This window comes from Streptomonospora nanhaiensis (assembly GCF_026642255.1).
Classification (GTDB): domain Bacteria; phylum Actinomycetota; class Actinomycetes; order Streptosporangiales; family Streptosporangiaceae; genus Nocardiopsis; species Nocardiopsis tropica.
Map to the genome: position 1 here is coordinate 1926967 of NZ_CP113264.1, position 17984 is coordinate 1944950.

Annotated in this window: 17 protein-coding genes; 11 read left to right on the forward strand and 6 right to left on the reverse strand. The window is 71.8% G+C overall.

Annotated features, from left to right (window positions below):
- On the forward strand, positions 1-429 hold the full coding sequence (locus tag OUQ99_RS08505; protein WP_267948882.1) for a protein-tyrosine phosphatase family protein: 429 nt from the start codon (positions 1-3) through the stop codon (positions 427-429).
- A gap of 96 nt (positions 430-525) precedes the next feature.
- On the opposite strand, the gene trpD is transcribed toward OUQ99_RS08505, so the two are convergent.
- The 3 genes from trpD to OUQ99_RS08520 form a co-directional block, all read right to left on the reverse strand.
- Positions 526-1617 (reverse strand): anthranilate phosphoribosyltransferase, encoded by a 1092-nt coding sequence (trpD, locus tag OUQ99_RS08510; protein ID WP_267948883.1) that lies wholly within the window; start codon positions 1615-1617, stop codon positions 526-528.
- Positions 1618-1764: 147 nt separating this feature from the next.
- Positions 1765-1887: a hypothetical protein gene (locus OUQ99_RS08515; protein ID WP_267948884.1), complete on the reverse strand. Its 123-nt coding sequence runs from the start codon at positions 1885-1887 to the stop codon at positions 1765-1767.
- A 20-nt stretch (positions 1888-1907) separates the two neighbouring features.
- Positions 1908-2345 carry a hypothetical protein gene (locus OUQ99_RS08520; protein WP_267948885.1) on the reverse strand — a complete coding sequence of 146 codons (438 nt, stop codon included), beginning with the start codon at positions 2343-2345 and terminating at the stop codon, positions 1908-1910.
- Between the two features lie 481 nt (positions 2346-2826).
- On the opposite strand from OUQ99_RS08520, the gene ctaE reads away from it, so the two are divergent.
- The 4 genes from ctaE to qcrB are packed head-to-tail and all read left to right on the forward strand — an operon-like array spanning position 2827 to position 7200.
- Positions 2827-3453: an aa3-type cytochrome oxidase subunit III gene (gene ctaE, locus OUQ99_RS08525; RefSeq protein WP_431061491.1), complete on the forward strand. Its 627-nt coding sequence runs from the start codon at positions 2827-2829 to the stop codon at positions 3451-3453.
- Positions 3454-3470: 17 nt separating this feature from the next.
- The gene (gene qcrC / locus OUQ99_RS08530; RefSeq protein WP_431061492.1) at positions 3471-4409 is read left to right on the forward strand and encodes a cytochrome bc1 complex diheme cytochrome c subunit; all 939 of its coding nucleotides are present in this window, start codon (positions 3471-3473) and stop codon (positions 4407-4409) included.
- Positions 4402-5544 (forward strand): cytochrome bc1 complex Rieske iron-sulfur subunit, encoded by a 1143-nt coding sequence (qcrA, locus tag OUQ99_RS08535; protein ID WP_267948887.1) that lies wholly within the window; start codon positions 4402-4404, stop codon positions 5542-5544. The genes qcrC and qcrA overlap by 8 nt, the downstream gene beginning before the upstream one ends.
- Positions 5545-5547: 3 nt before the next feature.
- A complete protein-coding gene (gene qcrB, locus OUQ99_RS08540; RefSeq protein WP_267948888.1) occupies positions 5548-7200 on the forward strand; it encodes a cytochrome bc1 complex cytochrome b subunit in 1653 nt (550 codons plus the stop codon).
- Positions 7201-7580: 380 nt separating this feature from the next.
- On the opposite strand, the gene OUQ99_RS08545 is transcribed toward qcrB, so the two are convergent.
- Complete coding sequence (locus OUQ99_RS08545) at positions 7581-9380, reverse strand: AMP-dependent synthetase/ligase (protein ID WP_267948889.1); 1800 nt, start codon at positions 9378-9380, stop codon at positions 7581-7583.
- Between the two features lie 539 nt (positions 9381-9919).
- On the opposite strand from OUQ99_RS08545, the gene OUQ99_RS08550 reads away from it, so the two are divergent.
- Together OUQ99_RS08550 and OUQ99_RS08555 are read left to right on the forward strand one after the other, a co-directional pair.
- Positions 9920-10414, forward strand: a complete 495-nt coding sequence (locus OUQ99_RS08550; RefSeq protein WP_267948890.1) for a hypothetical protein — start codon at positions 9920-9922, stop codon at positions 10412-10414.
- Positions 10415-10555: 141 nt separating this feature from the next.
- A complete protein-coding gene (locus OUQ99_RS08555) occupies positions 10556-11503 on the forward strand; it encodes an ROK family glucokinase (RefSeq protein WP_267948891.1) in 948 nt (315 codons plus the stop codon).
- Positions 11504-11600: 97 nt separating this feature from the next.
- Here OUQ99_RS08555 and OUQ99_RS08560 read toward each other — a convergent pair whose 3' ends face one another.
- A complete protein-coding gene (locus OUQ99_RS08560) occupies positions 11601-12428 on the reverse strand; it encodes a lysophospholipid acyltransferase family protein (protein WP_267948892.1) in 828 nt (275 codons plus the stop codon).
- A gap of 404 nt (positions 12429-12832) precedes the next feature.
- Here OUQ99_RS08560 and OUQ99_RS08565 point away from each other — a divergent pair, with 404 nt between their 5' ends.
- Genes OUQ99_RS08565 through macS form a run of 3 tightly spaced genes read left to right on the forward strand, consistent with a single transcriptional unit; the run spans position 12833 to position 15876 of the window.
- Positions 12833-13630, forward strand: a complete 798-nt coding sequence (locus OUQ99_RS08565; RefSeq protein ID WP_267948893.1) for an alpha/beta hydrolase — start codon at positions 12833-12835, stop codon at positions 13628-13630.
- Positions 13627-14544, forward strand: coding sequence for a hypothetical protein (locus OUQ99_RS08570; RefSeq protein ID WP_267948894.1), 918 nt, complete (start codon positions 13627-13629; stop codon positions 14542-14544). Before OUQ99_RS08565 ends, OUQ99_RS08570 begins: the two co-directional genes overlap by 4 nt.
- A 57-nt stretch (positions 14545-14601) precedes the next feature.
- Positions 14602-15876: a MacS family sensor histidine kinase gene (macS, locus tag OUQ99_RS08575; protein ID WP_431061521.1), complete on the forward strand. Its 1275-nt coding sequence runs from the start codon at positions 14602-14604 to the stop codon at positions 15874-15876.
- Here the strand turns inward: macS and OUQ99_RS08580 are convergent.
- Positions 15840-16424 (reverse strand): molybdopterin-dependent oxidoreductase, encoded by a 585-nt coding sequence (locus tag OUQ99_RS08580; RefSeq protein ID WP_267950305.1) that lies wholly within the window; start codon positions 16422-16424, stop codon positions 15840-15842. The genes macS and OUQ99_RS08580 overlap by 37 nt on opposite strands.
- A gap of 453 nt (positions 16425-16877) precedes the next feature.
- On the opposite strand from OUQ99_RS08580, the gene aroF reads away from it, so the two are divergent.
- Positions 16878-17924, forward strand: coding sequence for a 3-deoxy-7-phosphoheptulonate synthase (gene aroF / locus OUQ99_RS08585; protein WP_267948895.1), 1047 nt, complete (start codon positions 16878-16880; stop codon positions 17922-17924).
- The last annotated feature ends 60 nt before the right edge of the window (positions 17925-17984 follow it).

Genomic DNA, 17984 nt, shown 5'->3' on the forward strand with positions numbered 1-17984 from the left:
GTGGCATCTTCCTGGGACCCCTCGGCGCCCGGTGTGCTCCGGCTCCCCTCGGGGGCGCTGGTCCGCGGCCGGGGCCTGCGCCGCCCGCTCCCGGAGGGCCCCGCGCCCTCCTTCGCCGTGTACCTGCTCGGGCAGGAGCCGCCCCCCGTGCCCTGGGAGGCGCGCTGGGTGAGGTGGAGGGACTTCGGTCTGCCGTCCGACCCGGCCGGCCTGCGCGGCGCCCTGCGGGAGGCGCTGGAGCGGGCCGGGGCCGACAGGGTCGAGGTCGCCTGCTCGGGCGGACGGGGGCGGACCGGCACCGCGCTGGCCTGCCTCGCCGTCATGGACGGGGTGCCCGCCGGGGAGGCGGTCGCCTACGTTCGGGAGCACTACTCGCCGCGCGCGGTGGAGACCCCGTGGCAGCGGCGCTTCGCGCGCCGCTTCGGGTGAGCGGCGGGCCCGCGGCCGGACGCGGGGGCGGGCGCCGGGGATCCCGGCCACCCGCCCCCGCGGCAGGGCGGGGCACGGGGCCCGGCCGCCGCGTCCTCAGGCCGCCTTGGCGTGGCTCTGGCTGATCTCCACCCAGTTCTCCAGGGTGCGCTCGGCCGCTCCGGAGTCGACGGCGGCGGCCGCCCGCGCGTACCCGGCGCCCACGGCGTCCAGCAGCGGCCCCTCCACGCCGTCCACGGCGGCCAGCGCGGCGCCCGCGTTGAGCAGGACCGCGTCGCGCACCGGCCCGGGGCGCCCGGCGACGAGGTCGCGCACCGCCTGGGCGTTGAACTCCACGTCCCCGCCGCGCAGGTCCTCGGCCCCGGACCGGGCGATGCCCAGGTCGGCCGGGTCCAGGGTCTCCCTGCGGGCCGAGCCGTCGCGCACCACCCACACCGTGGACGTGGTCGTCGTGGTCAGCTCGTCCAGGCCGTCGTCGCCCCGGAACACCAGCGCGGAGGAGCCGCGGCGCGCGAACACGCCGGCGATGACCTCGCACATGCGCTCGTCGAAGACGCCGATCGCCGAGGCCGTCGGCTGCGCGGGGTTGGTCAGCGGCCCCAGGAAGTTGAACACCGTCGGCACGGCCAGCTCGCGGCGCGGCTTGGCGGCGAAGCGCAGGGACGGGTGGAACAGGGGCGCGAAGCAGAAGGTGATGCCCGCCTCCTCGGCCACCCGCGCGGTCAGCGCCGGGGGCAGGTCCAGGACCACCCCGAGCCGCTCCAGCACGTCGGCGGTGCCGCAGGAGGAGGACGCGGCCCGGTTGCCGTGCTTGACCACGCGCGCGCCCGCCGCGGAGGCCACGATCGCCGCCATCGTGGAGACGTTCACGGTGTGCGCCCGGTCGCCGCCGGTGCCGACGATGTCCAGGGTCGGCCCGGGCACGCTCACGCGCACGGCGTTGTCGAGCATGCCCTGGGCCAGGCCGGTCACCTCGGACACGCTCTCGCCCTTGGCGCGCAGCGCGATGGCGAACCCGGCGATCTGGGCGTCGGTCGCCGACCCCGACATGATCTCGTTCATCGCCCAGACGGTGTCGGCGCTGCTGAGGGTGACACCGCCGAGCAGGGCGGTGATGAGGTTCGACCAGGTCCGCTCGGTGACGGCGGACGGTTCGGAGGCGGGGGCGGGCGAGGCAGGGGCGTTCATTCTGGTGACTCCACGGTGAGGAACGGGCGTAGGGACCCGGGGAGGCGGCGCACGGCGGAGGGGTTCCGCGTGCGCGGCGCCGGGGCGGCGGCCCGCCTCCGCGCGGCGGCCCTCACGGGCGCCGGCGGACGAGCGGGCGGGCCGCCCTCAGGCCCCCGGGGACGGGGACGGGGCGCGGCCGCGCCATCGCCCGATGTCGGCGCCGTGGTTGAGGGACCCGCCCACCACGAGGCGGCGGCGCATGTCCCGCTCGCCGCTGTCGTCCACCACGCGTCCGCCTCCCACCCGGATCACCCGCTGAGGGCCGCGACCCGCCGGCGCATCAGCTCGGCCAGCGACTCGGCGAGCGCGACGGGGTCGATCGGGTGGCTGACGACCTGCTCGGCCTGCGACCAGGTCGCGAGCCAGCCGTCGTCGCGGCGGCCCACCAGGAGCAGGACCGGCGGGCAGCGGTAGATCTCGTCCTTGATCTGGCGGCACAGGCCCATCCCGCCGACGGGGGAGGCCTCGCCGTCGAGGACGGCCACGTCGATCGCCGCGGCCGGGTCGGTGTCCTCCAGTTTGCGCAGGACGACGGGCGCGGTCGCGCACTCGACGAACTCCACCCGGGGGACGTCCGCCGCGGGGCGGCGGCCGATCGCCAGCCGGACCTGCTCACGGGTGTCGGCGTTGTCGCTGTAGACCAGCACGCGCATCCTGGCACCCGTGTCCGTACCGCTGACCACCATCGCGCAACCGTCCCATCGCGTCTGTCCGCGGCCGCCGCCGTGGGGGGTGCGGCCGAGGCGTTCGTTGGCTGTATGCCTATGACTGTATTGCCTCGTGGCCCCGCTGCCCAGGAGAACCGGCGGGTCCTTCGGGCAGCTGAGACCTTCGACACCACAGGATGCCAGTACCTCGGAGGGGTTCGCCCACCCGCCCCGGGCGCGGCGTTGTCCAACAGTGATCGTTTCGATACCTGGGCGTTGGCCGTGGTGGGTTGGAGTGGTGGGAGGAGGGGTACGAATCGCCTCAGCCGCCCAGGATCGCGCTTTTCGGCCCCCGAGGGCGCGGCGGATGCGGACCCGCGGTGCCCGAGCCGCTACAGTAACGCCCGAGTCACGGCGTGAGGGCCGTGGCGGCGGTCCGAGGCAGGCCATATCGGGACTGAACCGCCTCCTTACGGGGGGTCGAGTACGGACCTCCGCGAGATGCCGTAATAATGCTCCCGTGGCGACAGCAACCGCGAACCCAAAAACAGCACCGACACCAGCACATGGTGCGGCAAAGCGTCCTGACCTGGTGAGCGTTGGCACCATCGTGTGGTTGGCCAACGAGCTCATGTTCTTCGCTGCGCTGTTCGCGATGTACTTCACCATCCGATCGGTGACCAATGGAAACCCCGACCTCGGGGCATGGCCGGCGACCCACCTGAACGTTCCGTGGGCGACGACCATCACCGTGGTCCTCGTGGCTTCGAGCTTCACCGCGCAGGCCGGCGTCTGGGCCGCAGAGCGCGGCGACGTCAAGAAGCTGCGCATGTGGTTCTTCGTGACGTTCTTCATGGGACTGTTCTTCATCCTGGGACAGGCCTACGAGTACTACGAGCTCATCGTCCACGAGGGCCTGACTCTTCAGTCGAACGCCTACGGGTCGATGTTCTACCTGACCACGGGCTTCCACGGACTCCATGTCATCGGTGGGCTGGTCGCGTTCCTCATCATGCTGGGACGCACGTACGCCGCGAAGCGCTTCACCCACCAGCAGGCAACCAGCGCGATCGTCGTGTCCTACTACTGGCACTTCGTCGACGTCGTCTGGGTCGCTTTGTTCTTCACCATCTACTTCATCCAGTAACCCGAAACGGGGAAACCGTGAAATGGATTACCGCGCGGCGACGGCATCCCCTTGCGGGGTATGTCGTCGTCATCCTCGCGCTAGCCCTGTTCGGGGTGGGGTATGCCGCCCTGGCACCCACCGCGGACCAGGCCCAGGCGCAGACTCTCGCCGCTGACGTCCCGTCACCGGATGACGTGGACATCGCCGAGGGCAAGACCGTCTTCGACCAGACGTGCGCGAGCTGCCACAACTACGACGGGAGCGGCAGCTACGACGCCGAGGGGAACGTGACCAACGGTCCCGACCTCCGCGACGTCGGCCCCGCGGCCATCGACTTCCAGGTCAGCACCGGGCGCATGCCGTCCATGGACCCGAGCAGCCAGATGCCGCGCAAGCCCATGGCCATGTCCGAACAGGACCTGGCCAACCTGATCGCGTACTACAACGCGGAGATCAGGAACGGCGAGAGCGGCGCCGAGGTGCCCTACGAGGTCCCGGACTCCGAGCCCAACCGCGCGGACTTCGAGGACGAGACGGCGTACGAGGCGGCCGTCGAGGAGTGGGAGTCCGAGTACGACTCCTACATCGAGGGCGCCGAGGACACCGACATGGGCATGAAGCTCTACCTGACCAACTGTGCGCACTGCCACAGCTGGTCCGGTGGCGGCGGCGCCCTCACGGACGGCCGCTGGGCCCCCGAGATCCACGACGCCTCCCCGCGCGAGATCTACGAGGCCATGGTCAGCGGCCCCGGCGCCATGCCGATGTTCAGCGACGGCGCCATCACCCCCGAGGAGAAGCACGAGCTCATCTCCTACGTGAAGACCCTCCAGGCGGAGCCGAACGCCGGCGGCGTCTTCGACCTCCAACGGATCGGCCAGGTCGCCGAGGGCTTCATCGGGTGGGTCGTCGGCCTGGCCCTGATCGTCGCCTGCGCGATCTGGATCACCGCGAAGCAGCGTGCACATGACTGAGAACGACAACAACGACAACAACGAGGCCGGGGCCCACACGCCTGAGCGCGTGGTGGGGACCCCGACGGCCGCCGCGGAGGAACGCGTGGTGACCGAGTCCTCCGCCGGGGCGCCCGAGGAGCACGCCGGCCCCTACCGGGCGTCGGAGACCCACGCGCGCCCGGAGGAGGTCCAGCGCCGCGGCGAGAAGGCCGCGTCCGCCTGGTTCATCATCGCCTTCCTCGGCGGTATCGGCTTCCTCGTCTCCTACTTCCTGTTCCCGCCCAACGCGGCGGGCGAGCCCGCGATCGCCGACCCGCAGATCGGCCAGTACTCGAACATGCTGCTCGGTGGCACGCTCACCGTCGCCATGTTCGGTATCGGCGCGGGCATGACGGTCTGGGCGCGCCAGGTGATGCCCCACTACGAGGTGCACTCGCCCTACGACGACCTGGCGTCCGACGAGAAGGAGAAGGGCTCCTTCAGCGACTTCTTCATGAAGAGCGCCGACGAGAGCGGCTTCACCAAGCGCCCGCTCATGCGGCGCACGCTCATCCTCGCGATGGTCCCCCTGGGCCTGGCCCCGATCGTGCTGCTGCGCGACACCGGCCCGCTGCCCGGGGACAAGCTGAAGCACACCCCGTGGGAACCCGGGATGCGCATGTTCGTCGAGGGGACCCACCGCGAGATCCGCGCGGAGGACCTGGAGAACGACCCGTACGGGATGATCTCCGCCCTTCCCGCGATCGACGACGGGCACCACCCGCACGGCATGAGCCTCACCGACCAGGCGAAATCCGTGATCCTGTTGATCAAGATCCCGGAGAACGACTGGAAGGAGGGCATGACCGAGCCGATCGAGGGGACCGATGAGACGCGTCTGAACTGGACGCACAACGGGATCATCGCCTACTCCAAGATCTGCACCCACGTGGGCTGCCCCGCAGCCCTGTACGAGCGCACGACGCACCGCATCCTGTGCCCGTGCCACCAGTCAACGTTCGACGCTGCGGACGCCGCCAAGGTCGTCTTCGGACCGGCGCACCGCGCTCTGCCGCAGCTTCCCATCAGCGTCGACGATGAGGGCTACCTCATCGCGACCGGCGACTTCACGGAGCCGACCGGTCCGACGTTCTGGGATTATGCGAAGGACTAGTCGATGAGTAAGACCACGCAAGCACCCAAGGCGCTGCGCGGCGTCGGAAACTTCATCGACGACCGCTTCCACCTGGCCAAGACCGGTGAGAAGAACCTCCGCAAGGTCTTCCCTAACCACTGGTCCTTCATGCTGGGCGAGATCGCGCTGTACTCGTTCATCATCCTGCTCGTCACCGGCGTCTTCCTCACGCTCTGGTTCAAGCCGAGCATGCTGGAGGTCGTCTACGACGGCTCCTACGAGCGCCTCCAGGGCGTTCCCATGTCGGAGGCGTACGCCTCCACGCTGTTCATCGACTTCGATGTGCGTGGCGGCTTCCTCGTCCGGCAGATCCACCACTGGGCCGCCCTGATCTTCCTGGCGGCGATCGTGGTGCACATGCTCCGCGTGTTCTTCACCGGTGCGTTCCGCAAGCCGCGCGAGATCAACTGGCTGATCGGCATCGCGATCTTCGCGCTGTCGATCATCGAGGGCCTCTTCGGCTACTCCCTGCCGGACGACCTGCCCTCGGGCATGGGCGTGCGGATCCTCCAGGGCGTGATCCTGGCGCTGCCGCTGGTGGGCACGTACGTGTCGATGTTCCTCTTCGGCGGGGAGTTCCCCGGCGAGGACATCATCACCCGGCTGTACATGCTGCACGTGCTGGCGATCCCGGCGGTGCTCCTGGCCCTGATCGTGGCGCACTTCATGATCCTGTGGCACCAGAAGCACACGCAGTACCCGGGAATCGGGCGCACGGAGAAGACAGTGGTGGGAACGCCCATGTTCCCCGCGTTCGCGGTCAAGGCCGGCGGGTTCTTCTTCTTCACGTTCGCCGTGATCGCGGGTCTGAGCGCGTTCGTGCAGATCAACCCGATCCACCTGTTCGGGCCCTTCACGCCGACGTCCATCACCTCCGGGCTCCAGCCCGACTGGTACATGGGCTTCCTGGAGGGGTCGCTGCGCATCTTCCCGAACACCTTCGACTTCAGCGTCTTCGGTTACGCGGTGCCGATCGCGGTGCTCGTCCCGGGGCTCGGGGTCATGGGCATGCTCTTCGTCCTGCCGGGCGCCTGGCCGTTCGTCGAGCAGTGGATCACCGGGGACAAGCGCGTCCACAACGTGGCCGACCGTCCGCGCAACGCGCCGGTCCGCACCGGGCTGGGCGTCGCGGGCATGACCGCCTACGGCGTGCTCTGGCTCGCCGGGTCCAACGACATCCTGTCGGAGACCTTCTCGATCGACCTGTACCTGACCACGTACATCTTCCGTGTGCTGGTCTTCGTGGGGCCGGTCGTGGCGTTCATCGTCACCAAGCGGATCTGCCTGGGCCTCCAGCGCAGGGACCGCGACACCCTGGAGCACGGCTACGAGAGCGGCACCATCCGGCAGCTCCCCAGCGGTGAGTTCATCGAGGTCCACAAGCGCAACTCCGAGGAGACCACCGAGGTGCTGGAGAGCAAGCCGCTCATCGGCTCCACGGCCCTCGCGGACGACGCGGACGTCGACGACAAGGGGGTGGAGAACCCCGAGTCCCGCAAGGGCATGGGCAAGCTCCGCCGCGCCCTGGCCCACTGGTACACCAAGGACAACGTGTCCATCGACGGTGTCGAGGCGCACAGCGGCCACCACCTCCACCACTCCGCACCGGAGGGTGAGAAGGAGTCCGCGCACTAGGACGCCTCCTGTTCGACGGACCCGGCCGCACCGCGCGGCCGGGTCCGTCGCGTTCTCGCCCTCCCACCGGCGGGGCGCGGCCGGGGCGGGGCGGCCCCCAGCGGCCCCGTGAGCCCCCGGGAGACGTCCGGGCGGCCCTCCCCTCCGGAAGGGGGGCCGGTGGTGCACAGCCGCGGACAGGGCGGCGGCCCCGTCCGTGCGGGACGCACCGCCGCCGACCCCCGCGGGTGCGGGACGGAGAACCCCGGTCCCACCAGGGTTTCGGCGGCGGCTCCGCCGTCCCGCACGGGTGCGGACGGCGCTCCGGGCCCGGGGAGGCGCACACGGAGAAGGGGGCCGACCGCCTCCCGGCGGCCGGCCCCCTTCCGGAGCCCTGGGGATCAGGCGCCGTAGATGTCGTCGATCTCCTTGCTCCACTGCTTGCTGACCACGTGCCGCTTGACCTTCAGGGAGGCGGTCATCTGGCCGCTCTCCTCGGTGAAGTCGCTGGGCAGGATCTTGAACTTCTTGATGCCCTCGGCCTTGGACACCGCGTTGTTGGCGTTGTCCACGGCCTCCTGGACGGCGGCGTTGAGGTCCGGGTCCCCGGTCAGGTCCGCGATCTCGCCGGTCTTGCCGTTCGCCTCCTTCCACTGCGCGAACGACTCCGGGTCGATCGTGATCAGCGCGGCGATGAACTTGCGGTTGTCGCCGACCACCATGCACTGGCTGACCAGGGCGTTGGCGCGGATGCGGTCCTCCAGGACGGCAGGGGCGACGTTCTTGCCGCCCGCCGTCACGATGATCTCCTTCTTGCGCCCGGTGACGCTCAGGAAGCCGTCGTCGTCGAGGGTGCCGAGGTCGCCCGTGCGGTAGAAGCCGTCCTCGGTGAAGGCCTCCTTCGTGGCCTTCTCGTTCTGCCAGTAGCCGACCATGATGTGGTCGCCCTTGAGGAGGATCTCGCCGTCGTCGGCGATCTTCACGGTGGTGCCGGGCAGGGGCTGGCCCACGGTGCCGATCTTGTTGAACTCGGGGCTGTTGACCGAGGTCGGCGCGGTCGTCTCGGTGAGGCCGTAGCCCTCGATGATGGTGAAGCCGATGCCGCGGAAGAAGTGGCCGAGGCGGGCGCCCAGGGCCGAGCCGCCGGAGACGGCGTAGTCGGCGTTGCCGCCGAGCGCGGCGAGCAGCTTGCCGTAGACCAGCTTGCCGAACAGCTTGTGCTTGAGCTTCAGCCCGAGCGGGATCTGCCCGGTGGGGAGCGCCTTGCTGTAGGCGATGGCGGTCTCGGCGGCGGCGTTGAAGATCTTGCCCTTGCCCTCGGCCGTCGCCTTCTGCTCGGCCTTGGTGTAGACCTTCTCGAACACGCGGGGGACCGCGAGGAGGAAGGTCGGCCGGAAGACGGAGAACTGCTCGATCAGCTCCGGACCGGTGGACGGGAAGTGGCCGAGGGTCGCCTTGCCCTCGACGACCATCACCTGGACGAAGCGGGCGAAGACGTGGGCCAGGGGCAGGAAGAGGAGGGTGGAGGGGTTCTCCTTCCCGCGCAGCACCTGCTTGGCGGGGCCCGCGAGGGCGTTGTGGGCGATGAAGAGGAAGTTGCGGTGCGTGAGCTCGCAGCCCTTCGGGCGGCCGGTGGTGCCCGAGGTGTAGATGAGGGTGGCGATGTCGTCGACCTTGACGGCGGTGCGTCGCTTCTCCAGCGCCTCGTCCGCGACCTCGGTCCCGCTGGAGCGCAGCTCCGCGAACTCGGGGCCGTCGAAGCGCCAGACGGGGCCGAGGGCGGGAGCCTTGGCGCGGATCGACTCGACGCGCTCCGCGTGGTCCCCGGTCTCCACGAAGGCGGCCTTGGCGGCGGAGTCGGAGAGGATCCACTCGATCTGCTCGGCGGAGGAGGTCTCGTAGATCGGGACGGTCACACCGCCGACGGACCAGATCGCGTAGTCGACGACGGTCCACTCGTAACGGGTACGCGACATCAGGGCGACGCGGTCCCCGTGCTCGACGCCCGCGGCGATCAAGGCCTTGGCGTACGCGGCGATGTCGCCGTGCAGCTCCGCGACGGTGACGTCGCGCCACTGGCCGGACTCCTGCCGGCGGGCGGCGACGGCAGAGGGCTCGCCGACCGCGCGCGCGTAGAGCGTGTCGGTCAGGCGCGCGTCGTCGGAGATCTCAGCCTTCGCGGGAGAGCTGTATTCGCGCACGTGGTGCTCCTGGACGTGTACGGGTTCTGGATAAGTGGGGACGTGACGACCGTAACAACAGAATGCTACTCATGAGTAGAACGTGTTGCCGTTCGGTATCCAACGGTGATCCGGAGCCGAGGCGTGGCAGGGAGTGAACGCGCTGTTCAGCGTGGTGTCCCCCTGTCGCCAGGCGTGTCGGGTCCGAGTCCCTGAAGTGTCGTGCGGTACGCGGGCCCGTCCGGTCCGACGGCGTGCGGCGCCCTCGGGGAAATCGGAAGTGCGCAGGTCAGGAGGGTGATTTCGCTGACTTCGCGTACGCACGCGAGACTATACGCCTGCCATGGTCTTTGTGCACATCACGTTAACTCTGTGTCATATGACTTGTATGAGGCGGTTTGTCGCGCTCGGAAGGCGGAAACCCCACCGTCCGCGACAACGCCGGGGGAGCCCCGGCTCATCCCTGGCCCGTCCCTGAACCCGCCCTGAGAAAGCCCGCCGGGCGCACCGGGGCCGGTTACCGTGAAGCCAGGAACACGGCGCGAGGAGAGGAAGCGGACATGGCGGAGAACACCGGTCGCGACGGCGGTTCGGGTGCGGGAAGGGGGGACGCCCCGGACCTCATCGACGACGCGCTGAGGCTGGTCGACACCCTCCAGCGCAGACTCCTGGTGGCCGGGGTGAAGCGCGGGGTCGGCGCCGTCACCTCTGCGCCCCCGGCCAAGGGGGACGTGTGGGAGGAGGCGATCCGGCTGGAGAGCGAGGAGGAGCGGCCCCCGCTGGAGGAGGTCCTCGACATCGTGCGCAGGTCCGCCCCCGAGGTCGCCGGTCACCTGGGGCGCGCCGGACTGGCCGCCTTCGACGCCCTCGGTCGCACCTGGGGCGTGGTCGAGCGCTCCCTGGAGCAGGGGCGCGCGGACGACGCGGGGCGTCGTGAGGCCGGGAAGGACCCCGCCGCCGAGCCGCCGGCCCCCTCCTCGTCCTCCCCGGCCCCGGTGCAGGACGGCGTCCCGGAGACCGCGGACGGGCAGGCCGGGGCGGGGGAGCGGGGTTAGCCCGGCGGCTTTCGCTCCCGGGGTGTCGGGGGTCGCGTCCGGCCTGGTTTAATCGAATGGTTTACACCATTTGAAAACCCTCTGCCATGAACCTTGAGACTTATGTCAGAGTTCGGGCGTAAGTGCGAAGGAGCAGCCCCCATGCTGACCATCGGCGTAGACATCGGCGGAACCAAGGTCGCCGCCGGGGTCGTCGACCGCGACGGGCAGATCCTCGACAAGGTCAAGTACCCCACCCCCGCCGCAGACCCGGAGGGCCTGGCCGACGTCGTCGCCAAGGCCGTCGCCGAGCTGTGCGGCAGGCAGGAGCCGGAGTCCGTCCGGGCCGTCGGCGTGGGCGTGGCCGGGTTCGTCGACGAGGACCGCGCGACCATCCAGGTGGCGGTCAACCTGGGGCTGCACGACGAACCCCTCAAGGAGCGCGTCCAGGAGCGCGTCGGCCTGCCGGTGGTCATCGAGAACGACGCCAACGCCGCGGCCTGGGCGGAGGCCCGGTTCGGCGCCGGTCGCGGCAGCGACCACATCGTCTGCGTCACCCTGGGCACCGGCATCGGCGGGGGCCTGGTCATGGGCGGGGCCCTGCACCGCGGCCGCTTCGGCGTGGCCGCCGAGGTCGGCCACTACCGGATGGTCCCGCACGGGCGCCGCTGCGCCTGCGGCAACCACGGGTGCTGGGAGCAGTACGCCAGCGGCCGGGCCCTGGTGGCGGAGGGGCAGGACCGCGCCCGCACCGACCCCCGGGCCGCCGAGCGCATGCTCAAGCTGGCCGACGGGGTCGTCGAGCAGGTGGAGGGGCACGTCATCACCCAGGCGGCCCTGGAGGGCGACCAGGCCGCGCTGGAGTGCTTCGGGATCGTCGGGGAGTGGGTCGGGCTGGGACTCGCGGACCTGGCCGCCATCCTGGACCCGGAGTGCTTCGTCCTGGGCGGCGGGGTCTCCGACGCCGGGTCGATCCTGCTGGACCCGGTCCGCGCCTCCTTCGCCCGGCACGTGTCGGGCCGGCCCGGCCGGCGCCTGGCCGAGGTGCGCCTGGCCGAACTGGGCGGGGAGGCCGGCATCGTCGGAGCCGGGGACCTCGCCCGCCACTGACCCGCCACGCCCCGGCCCCGGGCCGCCGAGGCCGACGCACGTACGGAGCGGGTCCCGTGTCGCCACGGGGACCCGCTCCGTACGTCGTGGGGAAGGACTACTCCTTCGCGTCGTCGTCGCCGCCGCTGCCCCGCGCGGCCCGCTTCTCCTCCTTGCGGGCCCGGCGCTCCTCCTTGCGGCGCTCGCGCTCGGCGCGCCTGCGGTCCTTGTCGCCGGCGTGCTGCTCGCGCCGCGCCTCCTTGGCCTCGGCCTCCAGCTCCGCCTTGATCGACTGCGCGTAGCGGTCCACGTACTCCTGGCCGGACAGCTCCATCAGCGCGTACATGATCTCGTCGGTGACGGCCCGCAGTACGCGCGGATCCGTCTCCATGCCCTCGTAGCGGGAGAAGTCCAGCGGCTTGCCGAACTTGACCTTGGGGCGCACGCCCAGCTTGGGGACGGTGCGGCCGGGAGGCATGATCTTCTCCAGGTTGATCATCGCCATCGGCACCACGGGGGCCTTGGACTCCAGGGCCAGCCGCGCCACGCCGGTACGGCCGCGGTACAGCTTGCCGTCCGGGGAGCGGGTGCCCTCCGGGTAGATGCCCAGCAGGTCGCCGCGCTTGAGCACCCGCAGGCCGGTGCGCAGCGCCGCCTCGCTCGCCTTGCCGCCGGACCGGTCGATCGGGATCTGGCCCACGCCGGTGAAGAACGCCCGGCTCAGCAGCCCCTTCACGCCCGTGCCGGTGAAGTACTCGGACTTGGCCAGGAAGGTGATCTTGCGCGGCAGCGGCAGCGGACCGAAGAAGTGGTCCGAGAAGGACAGGTGGTTGCTGACCATGATCGCCGGACCGCGCCGCGGCACGTTCTCCACGCCCTCCGCGCGCGGCTGCCACAGCACGGCCAGGATCGGCCCCAGGAACGCCTTGACCACCCAGTAGAACATCGCTCAGATCACCCCTGCACACGCGGGGAGGACTGGGCAGGGCCTGCCACGATTCACTGTCCCGCTCGACCGACATTGCCAGAAGGGCTCGCGCCCCGGGAGGACGTCGGAGCCGCCGCCTGACGTGCGCCATCCTCCCACCGTGCGGGGGCAACTGCCAAAGCGCCCCCAAACGGGCTCTCGGCCCGACCCAGTCGAGGATACTCAGTCGGCCCCCGCGGTGCGCTGTGCCCCTCTCGTCCCCGGAGGCCGGGGCGTTAGTGTGCACCCATGACAAACACTCCGCCGAGCGGCTAGCCTCACGGCTGGAGTCGGGGGCCGGGCCGCCCGGCGGCGCCCGGTCCACGGCCGACGCCGGCACCGCCGACACCGACGCGTACCGCACGATCCCCTGGAGCCGCTCCGTGAGACCGACCGACACCGTACCCCTCATCCCCGGGGCGGAGCCCTTCAGCCACCGCGGGTCGGAGGTCGGCGTACTGCTCTGTCACGGATTCACCGGGTCCCCGTACTCGATGCGCCCCTGGGGGGAGCACCTCGCCGCCGCGGGGTACAGCGTGGAGATCCCCCTCCTGCCCGGGCACGGCACGGTCTGGCAGGACATGAACCTCACCACCAGCGACGACTGGTTCGCCGAGGCCGAACGGGCCCTGCTGGACCTGGCCTCGCGCTGCGGGGAGGTGTACGTCATGGGGCTGTCCATGGGCGGGGCCCTCACCCTGCGCCTGGCCCAGGAGCACCCGGACCTCGTGCGCGGGGCGGTGCTGGTCAACCCGTCCCTGGCCCTGGAGGACGCGAGGCTGCCGTTCATCGCGCCGGTCCGCCGCCTCGCCTCGCGGATCATGCCCTCCACGCCGGGGCTCTCCAGCGACGTCTCCAAGGACGACACGACCGAGGGCGGGTACGACAGGGTCCCCACCGCGGCCGCCGCGACACTCCCGAAGCTGTGGCGCGCAGTTCAGGAGGGCATGTCCGGTTTGCGAGCGCCGATTCTGGCCTATCGCAGTACCCAGGACCACGTCGTCGGACCGCGGAGTCTGCGTATCCTCGCTAGGAGAGCGGTCAACACCCGGCTGACGATCCACCTGCTGCACGACAGCTACCACGTGGCGACCCTCGACCATGACGCCGCCGCCATCTTCGACGGAAGCCTCGCCTTCGTGCGGGAGCACCGTAGAAGCGGGGAAGGAGCCGACCGATGACGCAACGTCGGGGTAACGGCCTGCTCGCCGACGCCTACGTGCCCCTCATCCTGCTCGCGCCCTCGCACGCCGACACGATGCTGGAGGCGCTGCGACGCAGCGGGATCGCCGCCTACGCGGTGCCCCTGAACGAGGACGTCCTGGATCCGTCCGGGGGCGGGGCCGACGACCCGCCCACCGACCACCTCTACGTGGACGCCGAGGAGCGGGCCGCGGCGGAACGGGTCCTGGGCGCCGAGCTGCCCGACCTGGGCCACTCCGACCCGGACCTGCTCGCACCGCACGGGGACTCCAGGCCCGAGGCCGACGGCGCGGAGGGCGGGGCCGCCCCCGACGCCCAGGCCGACGGCCCCGCGGGCGGCGACCTGCTCGACGGGCCGCTCGGCGACCCCGACGCCGCGCAGGCCAGGTCCTCCGACGAGGACCACGTCTGGAACGACCTGGTGGCGCGCTTCTACGACGAGGACGCCTCCGACCGGCCCACCCGCACGGCCTGGCCGGACGCCGAGAACCTCGGGGCCTCCGACCGGCGCGAGGACGCCGGGCCCGGGGGAGGCGGCGCCCCCGACGGCGACCTGCTCGCCGGAGGCCCTCCCGACGCAGCCGGGGAGGACGACGAGGACGAGGACGAGGACGCGCGGCGCCGGGCCGAGGCGGAGCTGGAGGGCCACTACGAGCCCCCGCCCCCGCCTCCCCTGCTCAAGGGCGACCGGGTCGGCATCGCCGCCTGGTTCGGGCTGCTGGGCGGACCCGTGCTGGTGTTCGGCGCGGCGTTCGCCGGCATCTCCCTGCCGAACTGGATGATGTTCCTCGCCGTGGTGGCGTTCCTCGCCAGCTTCGTCGTGCTCATCCTGCGCATGACCGACTCGCGGCCGCCCGGGGACAACGGGCCGGACAACGGGGCGGTGGTCTGACCGCTGGGCTTCGACGTCCCCCTCTGGCGCGCGTTCGCCGTCTTCCGCGCCGCGACCCTGGTCTACTCCCTCGTCCTCCTGGTCCAGAACCACGGAGCCCTGACCAGGCCCTGGGTCGCGTGGACGGTCCTGGCGGCCATGGCCGTGTGGACCGTGGCCGCCACCTACGGCTACGCGCGCCCCGAGCTCCGCACCTGGCGCCTGCTCACCGCCGACCTGGCCGTCGCGTTCGCCTGCATGTTCGCGACGGCCGCCGCCGCCACGCCCTTCTACCTCACCCAGGCCCCGCCCCTGAGCGGCTACTGGTTCGCGGGGGCGGCGCTCTCCGCCGCCGTCATCTGGGGACGGCGCGGAGCCGGTGTCGTCGCCCTCCTCTACGGCTTCGCCGACCTCACGCTGCGCGTCGTCATGGACGCGAACATCACCGCCGCCACCGCACGGGGGGTCGTGCTCCTGCTGCTGGCGTCCCTGGTCGTCGGGTACATGGCCAAGGTCGCCGAACAGGCGGAGCGGCGCTTCGCCCAGGCGGTCTCCCTGGAGGCCCGCCTCCGTGAGCGGGAGCAGCTCGCCCGCTCGATCCACGACTCCGTGCTCCAGGTGCTCGCCCTCGTCAGCCGGCGCGGGGCCGAGGCCGGCGGCGAGGCCGCCGAGCTCGGCCGGATGGCGGGCGAGCAGGAGGTGCGGCTGCGCGCCCTTTTCGCGGACGGGCTCCCGGGCGGGGATCCGCCCGGCGGGTCGTCCGGGGACGGCGCCGCGCGGGCGGGGGCGCCGGGGGCCCGCGGAGCGCCGCGGTGGGCCGGCGCCCGGGACGGCGCCTCCGGCCGCGCCGCGGCCGTGCACGCCGACCCGCGGTCCGGGGGAGGGCCCCGGGGCGGCGGTCCGGGGGCGGGGTTCGACGGCGCCCCCGTGGACCTGCGCGAACAGGTCCGCAGGGCGGAGTCGTCCCGCGTCTCGGTGTCCGCGCCGGCCTCCCCCGTCCTGCTCCCCGCGCGCACGGCAGAGGAGCTGGCCGCCGCGGTCCTCGCGGCCCTGGACAACGTGGAGCGGCACTGCCCCGGCGGCACCCGTGCCTGGGTGCTGCTGGAGGACGAGCCCGGCGGGGTGACCGTGTCCGTGCGCGACGAGGGGCCGGGGATCGCGCCGGGCCGGCTGGAGGAAGCGCACGCGGACGGCCGCCTCGGCGTGGCCCAGTCCATCCGGGGGCGTGTGCGGGACCTGGGGGGAACCGTCGAGTACGTCTCGGTCCCGGGGCAGGGAACGGAGGTGGAGATGCGCGTCCCCCGGGGGAACCCGCCTCAGAGGGGAGGCCCGTGGCCCGGTTCCTCCTGGTAGGAGAACCGCTGCTCGCTCCACGGGTCGGCGCGGTTGTGGTAGCCGCGCTCCTCCCAGAACCCCCGCCGGTCGGCGGTCATGTACTCCACCGCGCGCAGCCACTTCACGCTCTTCCACCCGTAGAGGTGGGGGACCACGAGCCGCAGCGGGAAACCGTGCTCGGGGGCGAGGGGCTCCCCGTCGCGGTGGGTGGCCAGGAGGACCTGCTCGGACAGGAAGTCGTCCAGGCGCAGGTTGGCGCTGTACCCGTACTCCCCCCAGGCCATCACGTGCGTCACCTCCGGGGCCGGGGGCGCGGCGGAGACCAGGTCGAGGGCGCGGACCCCGCCCCAGGGGACGCCGGGGACGCTGAACCGCATCACGCAGTGGAAGTCGCTCACCGAGTCGGTGCGGGGCAGCGTGCCGAACTCCTCCCACGTCCACCGGTAGGAGCCCAGGGTCTCCGTCGCGCCCATGACCCGGAAGTCCCACCTGTGCGGCCGGAAGACGGGGACGGGCCCGTAGTGCAGCGGTCTGTGCTCGTACCGTACGGCCTGGCCCGGCGGGATCCCGGGCCCCCCGGCGCGCCCGGCGCGATCCTCCCCCGCACCGCCGTCCCCGTCCGCTCTCTCGGACAACACGTCCCCCTGCTCGTCCCGCTCCGGCCGCCCGGCCCTTGCACTACGCCCCTGCCGACGGGTCGGGCGTGTCCCCCGCCGGGACCTCCCCGTCCCGTCCGCCGCGGGGGAACGCGGCGCCCGGCCATCCTGCCAGGCGCCGACGAGAGCCAGGTCACTCGCCCCGTGCGTGCGGGCACGCCGCAACCGTGCGCTATAGTCACAGCCATGCAGCGAAACTTCTGGCGCTTTTATGGCTACCGGCCCGATACCCCGGTCGCCTGTAAAGCGCTGCGCTGACACAGACGACTTGAGCCCCGGGCCGGTAGAGCCCGGGGTTTTTTCGTGTCCCGGGCGCGAACCGGTCCCGCCACTCCCACCGACAAGCAGCTAGGGACGAACCACATGGTCATCGTGATGGCGCCGGACGCCACCCCCGACAACATCGACTCGCTCGTCGAACTGGTCACCTCCTCCGGAGGCGAGGCCTACGTGACCCGAGGGGTCAGCCGTACGATCATCGGCCTGGTCGGGGACGTCGAGCGGTTCCAGAACCTGGGCCTGGCCGCGAAGCCCGGTGTCAGCGACGTCCTGCGCATCTCCGCGCCGTACAAGCTGGTGAGCCGCGAGAACCACGACAGCCGCAGCGTCGTCAGCGTCCGGGGGGTGCCGATCGGCGGGGACAACGTCACCGTCATCGCCGGCCCGTGCGCCGTCGAGACCCCGGAGCAGACCCTCGAGGCCGCCAGGATGGCCCTCACCGCGGGCGCCTCCCTGCTGCGCGGCGGCGCGTACAAGCCGCGGACCTCGCCGTACGCCTTCCAGGGGCTGGGCGAGGCGGGGCTGAAGATCCTCGCCGACGTCCGCGAGGAGACCGGTCTGCCCGTCGTCACCGAGGTGGTGGACGCCGCCGACGTCGAGCTCGTCGCCTCCTACGCCGACATGCTCCAGATCGGCACCCGCAACATGCAGAACTTCGCCCTGCTCCAGGCGGCGGGCGACGCGGGCAAGCCCGTCATGCTCAAGCGGGGGATGAGCGCCACCATCGAGGAGTGGCTGATGGCGGCCGAGTACATCGCCCAGCGGGGCAACCTCGACATCGTCCTGTGCGAGCGCGGCATCCGCACCTTCGAGAAGGCCACCCGGAACACGCTCGACATCAGCGCGGTCCCGGTCGCCCAGAACCTGTCCCACCTGCCGGTCATCGTCGACCCGTCCCACTCGGGCGGCAAGCGCGAACTGGTGCTCCCGCTGTCCCGCGCGGCGGTCGCGGTCGGCGCCGACGGCGTCATCGTGGACGTGCACCCGCACCCGGAGACCGCCCTGTGCGACGGCCCGCAGGCCCTGCTGGAGGAGGACCTGGCACAGCTGCGCGACCTGGCCGGCACCCTCGCCGCCCTGAGCGGGCGCACCCTCACCCCGGCGCCCGGCCGCGAGCTGGCCGGTCTCTGAGGCCGTGGCGACGGAGCCGCCCCGCCACGTCCGACGTGGCGGGGCGGCTCCGTCGCGGGG

What these genes read in the sequence shown, in the direction of transcription:
- OUQ99_RS08560 (WP_267948892.1), bottom strand. Translation starts at nt 12,428, where the DNA reads ATGTTCTACTGGGTGGTCAAGGCGTTCCTGGGGCCGATCCTGGCCGTG.
- qcrA (WP_267948887.1), top strand. Translation starts at nt 4,402, where the DNA reads ATGACTGAGAACGACAACAACGACAACAACGAGGCCGGGGCCCACACG.
- qcrB (WP_267948888.1), top strand. Translation starts at nt 5,548, where the DNA reads ATGAGTAAGACCACGCAAGCACCCAAGGCGCTGCGCGGCGTCGGAAAC.
- OUQ99_RS08550 (WP_267948890.1), top strand. Translation starts at nt 9,920, where the DNA reads ATGGCGGAGAACACCGGTCGCGACGGCGGTTCGGGTGCGGGAAGGGGG.
- OUQ99_RS08555 (WP_267948891.1), top strand. Translation starts at nt 10,556, where the DNA reads ATGCTGACCATCGGCGTAGACATCGGCGGAACCAAGGTCGCCGCCGGG.
- OUQ99_RS08570 (WP_267948894.1), top strand. Translation starts at nt 13,627, where the DNA reads ATGACGCAACGTCGGGGTAACGGCCTGCTCGCCGACGCCTACGTGCCC.
- aroF (WP_267948895.1), top strand. Translation starts at nt 16,878, where the DNA reads ATGGTCATCGTGATGGCGCCGGACGCCACCCCCGACAACATCGACTCG.
- trpD (WP_267948883.1), bottom strand. Translation starts at nt 1,617, where the DNA reads ATGAACGCCCCTGCCTCGCCCGCCCCCGCCTCCGAACCGTCCGCCGTC.
- OUQ99_RS08520 (WP_267948885.1), bottom strand. Translation starts at nt 2,345, where the DNA reads ATGGTGGTCAGCGGTACGGACACGGGTGCCAGGATGCGCGTGCTGGTC.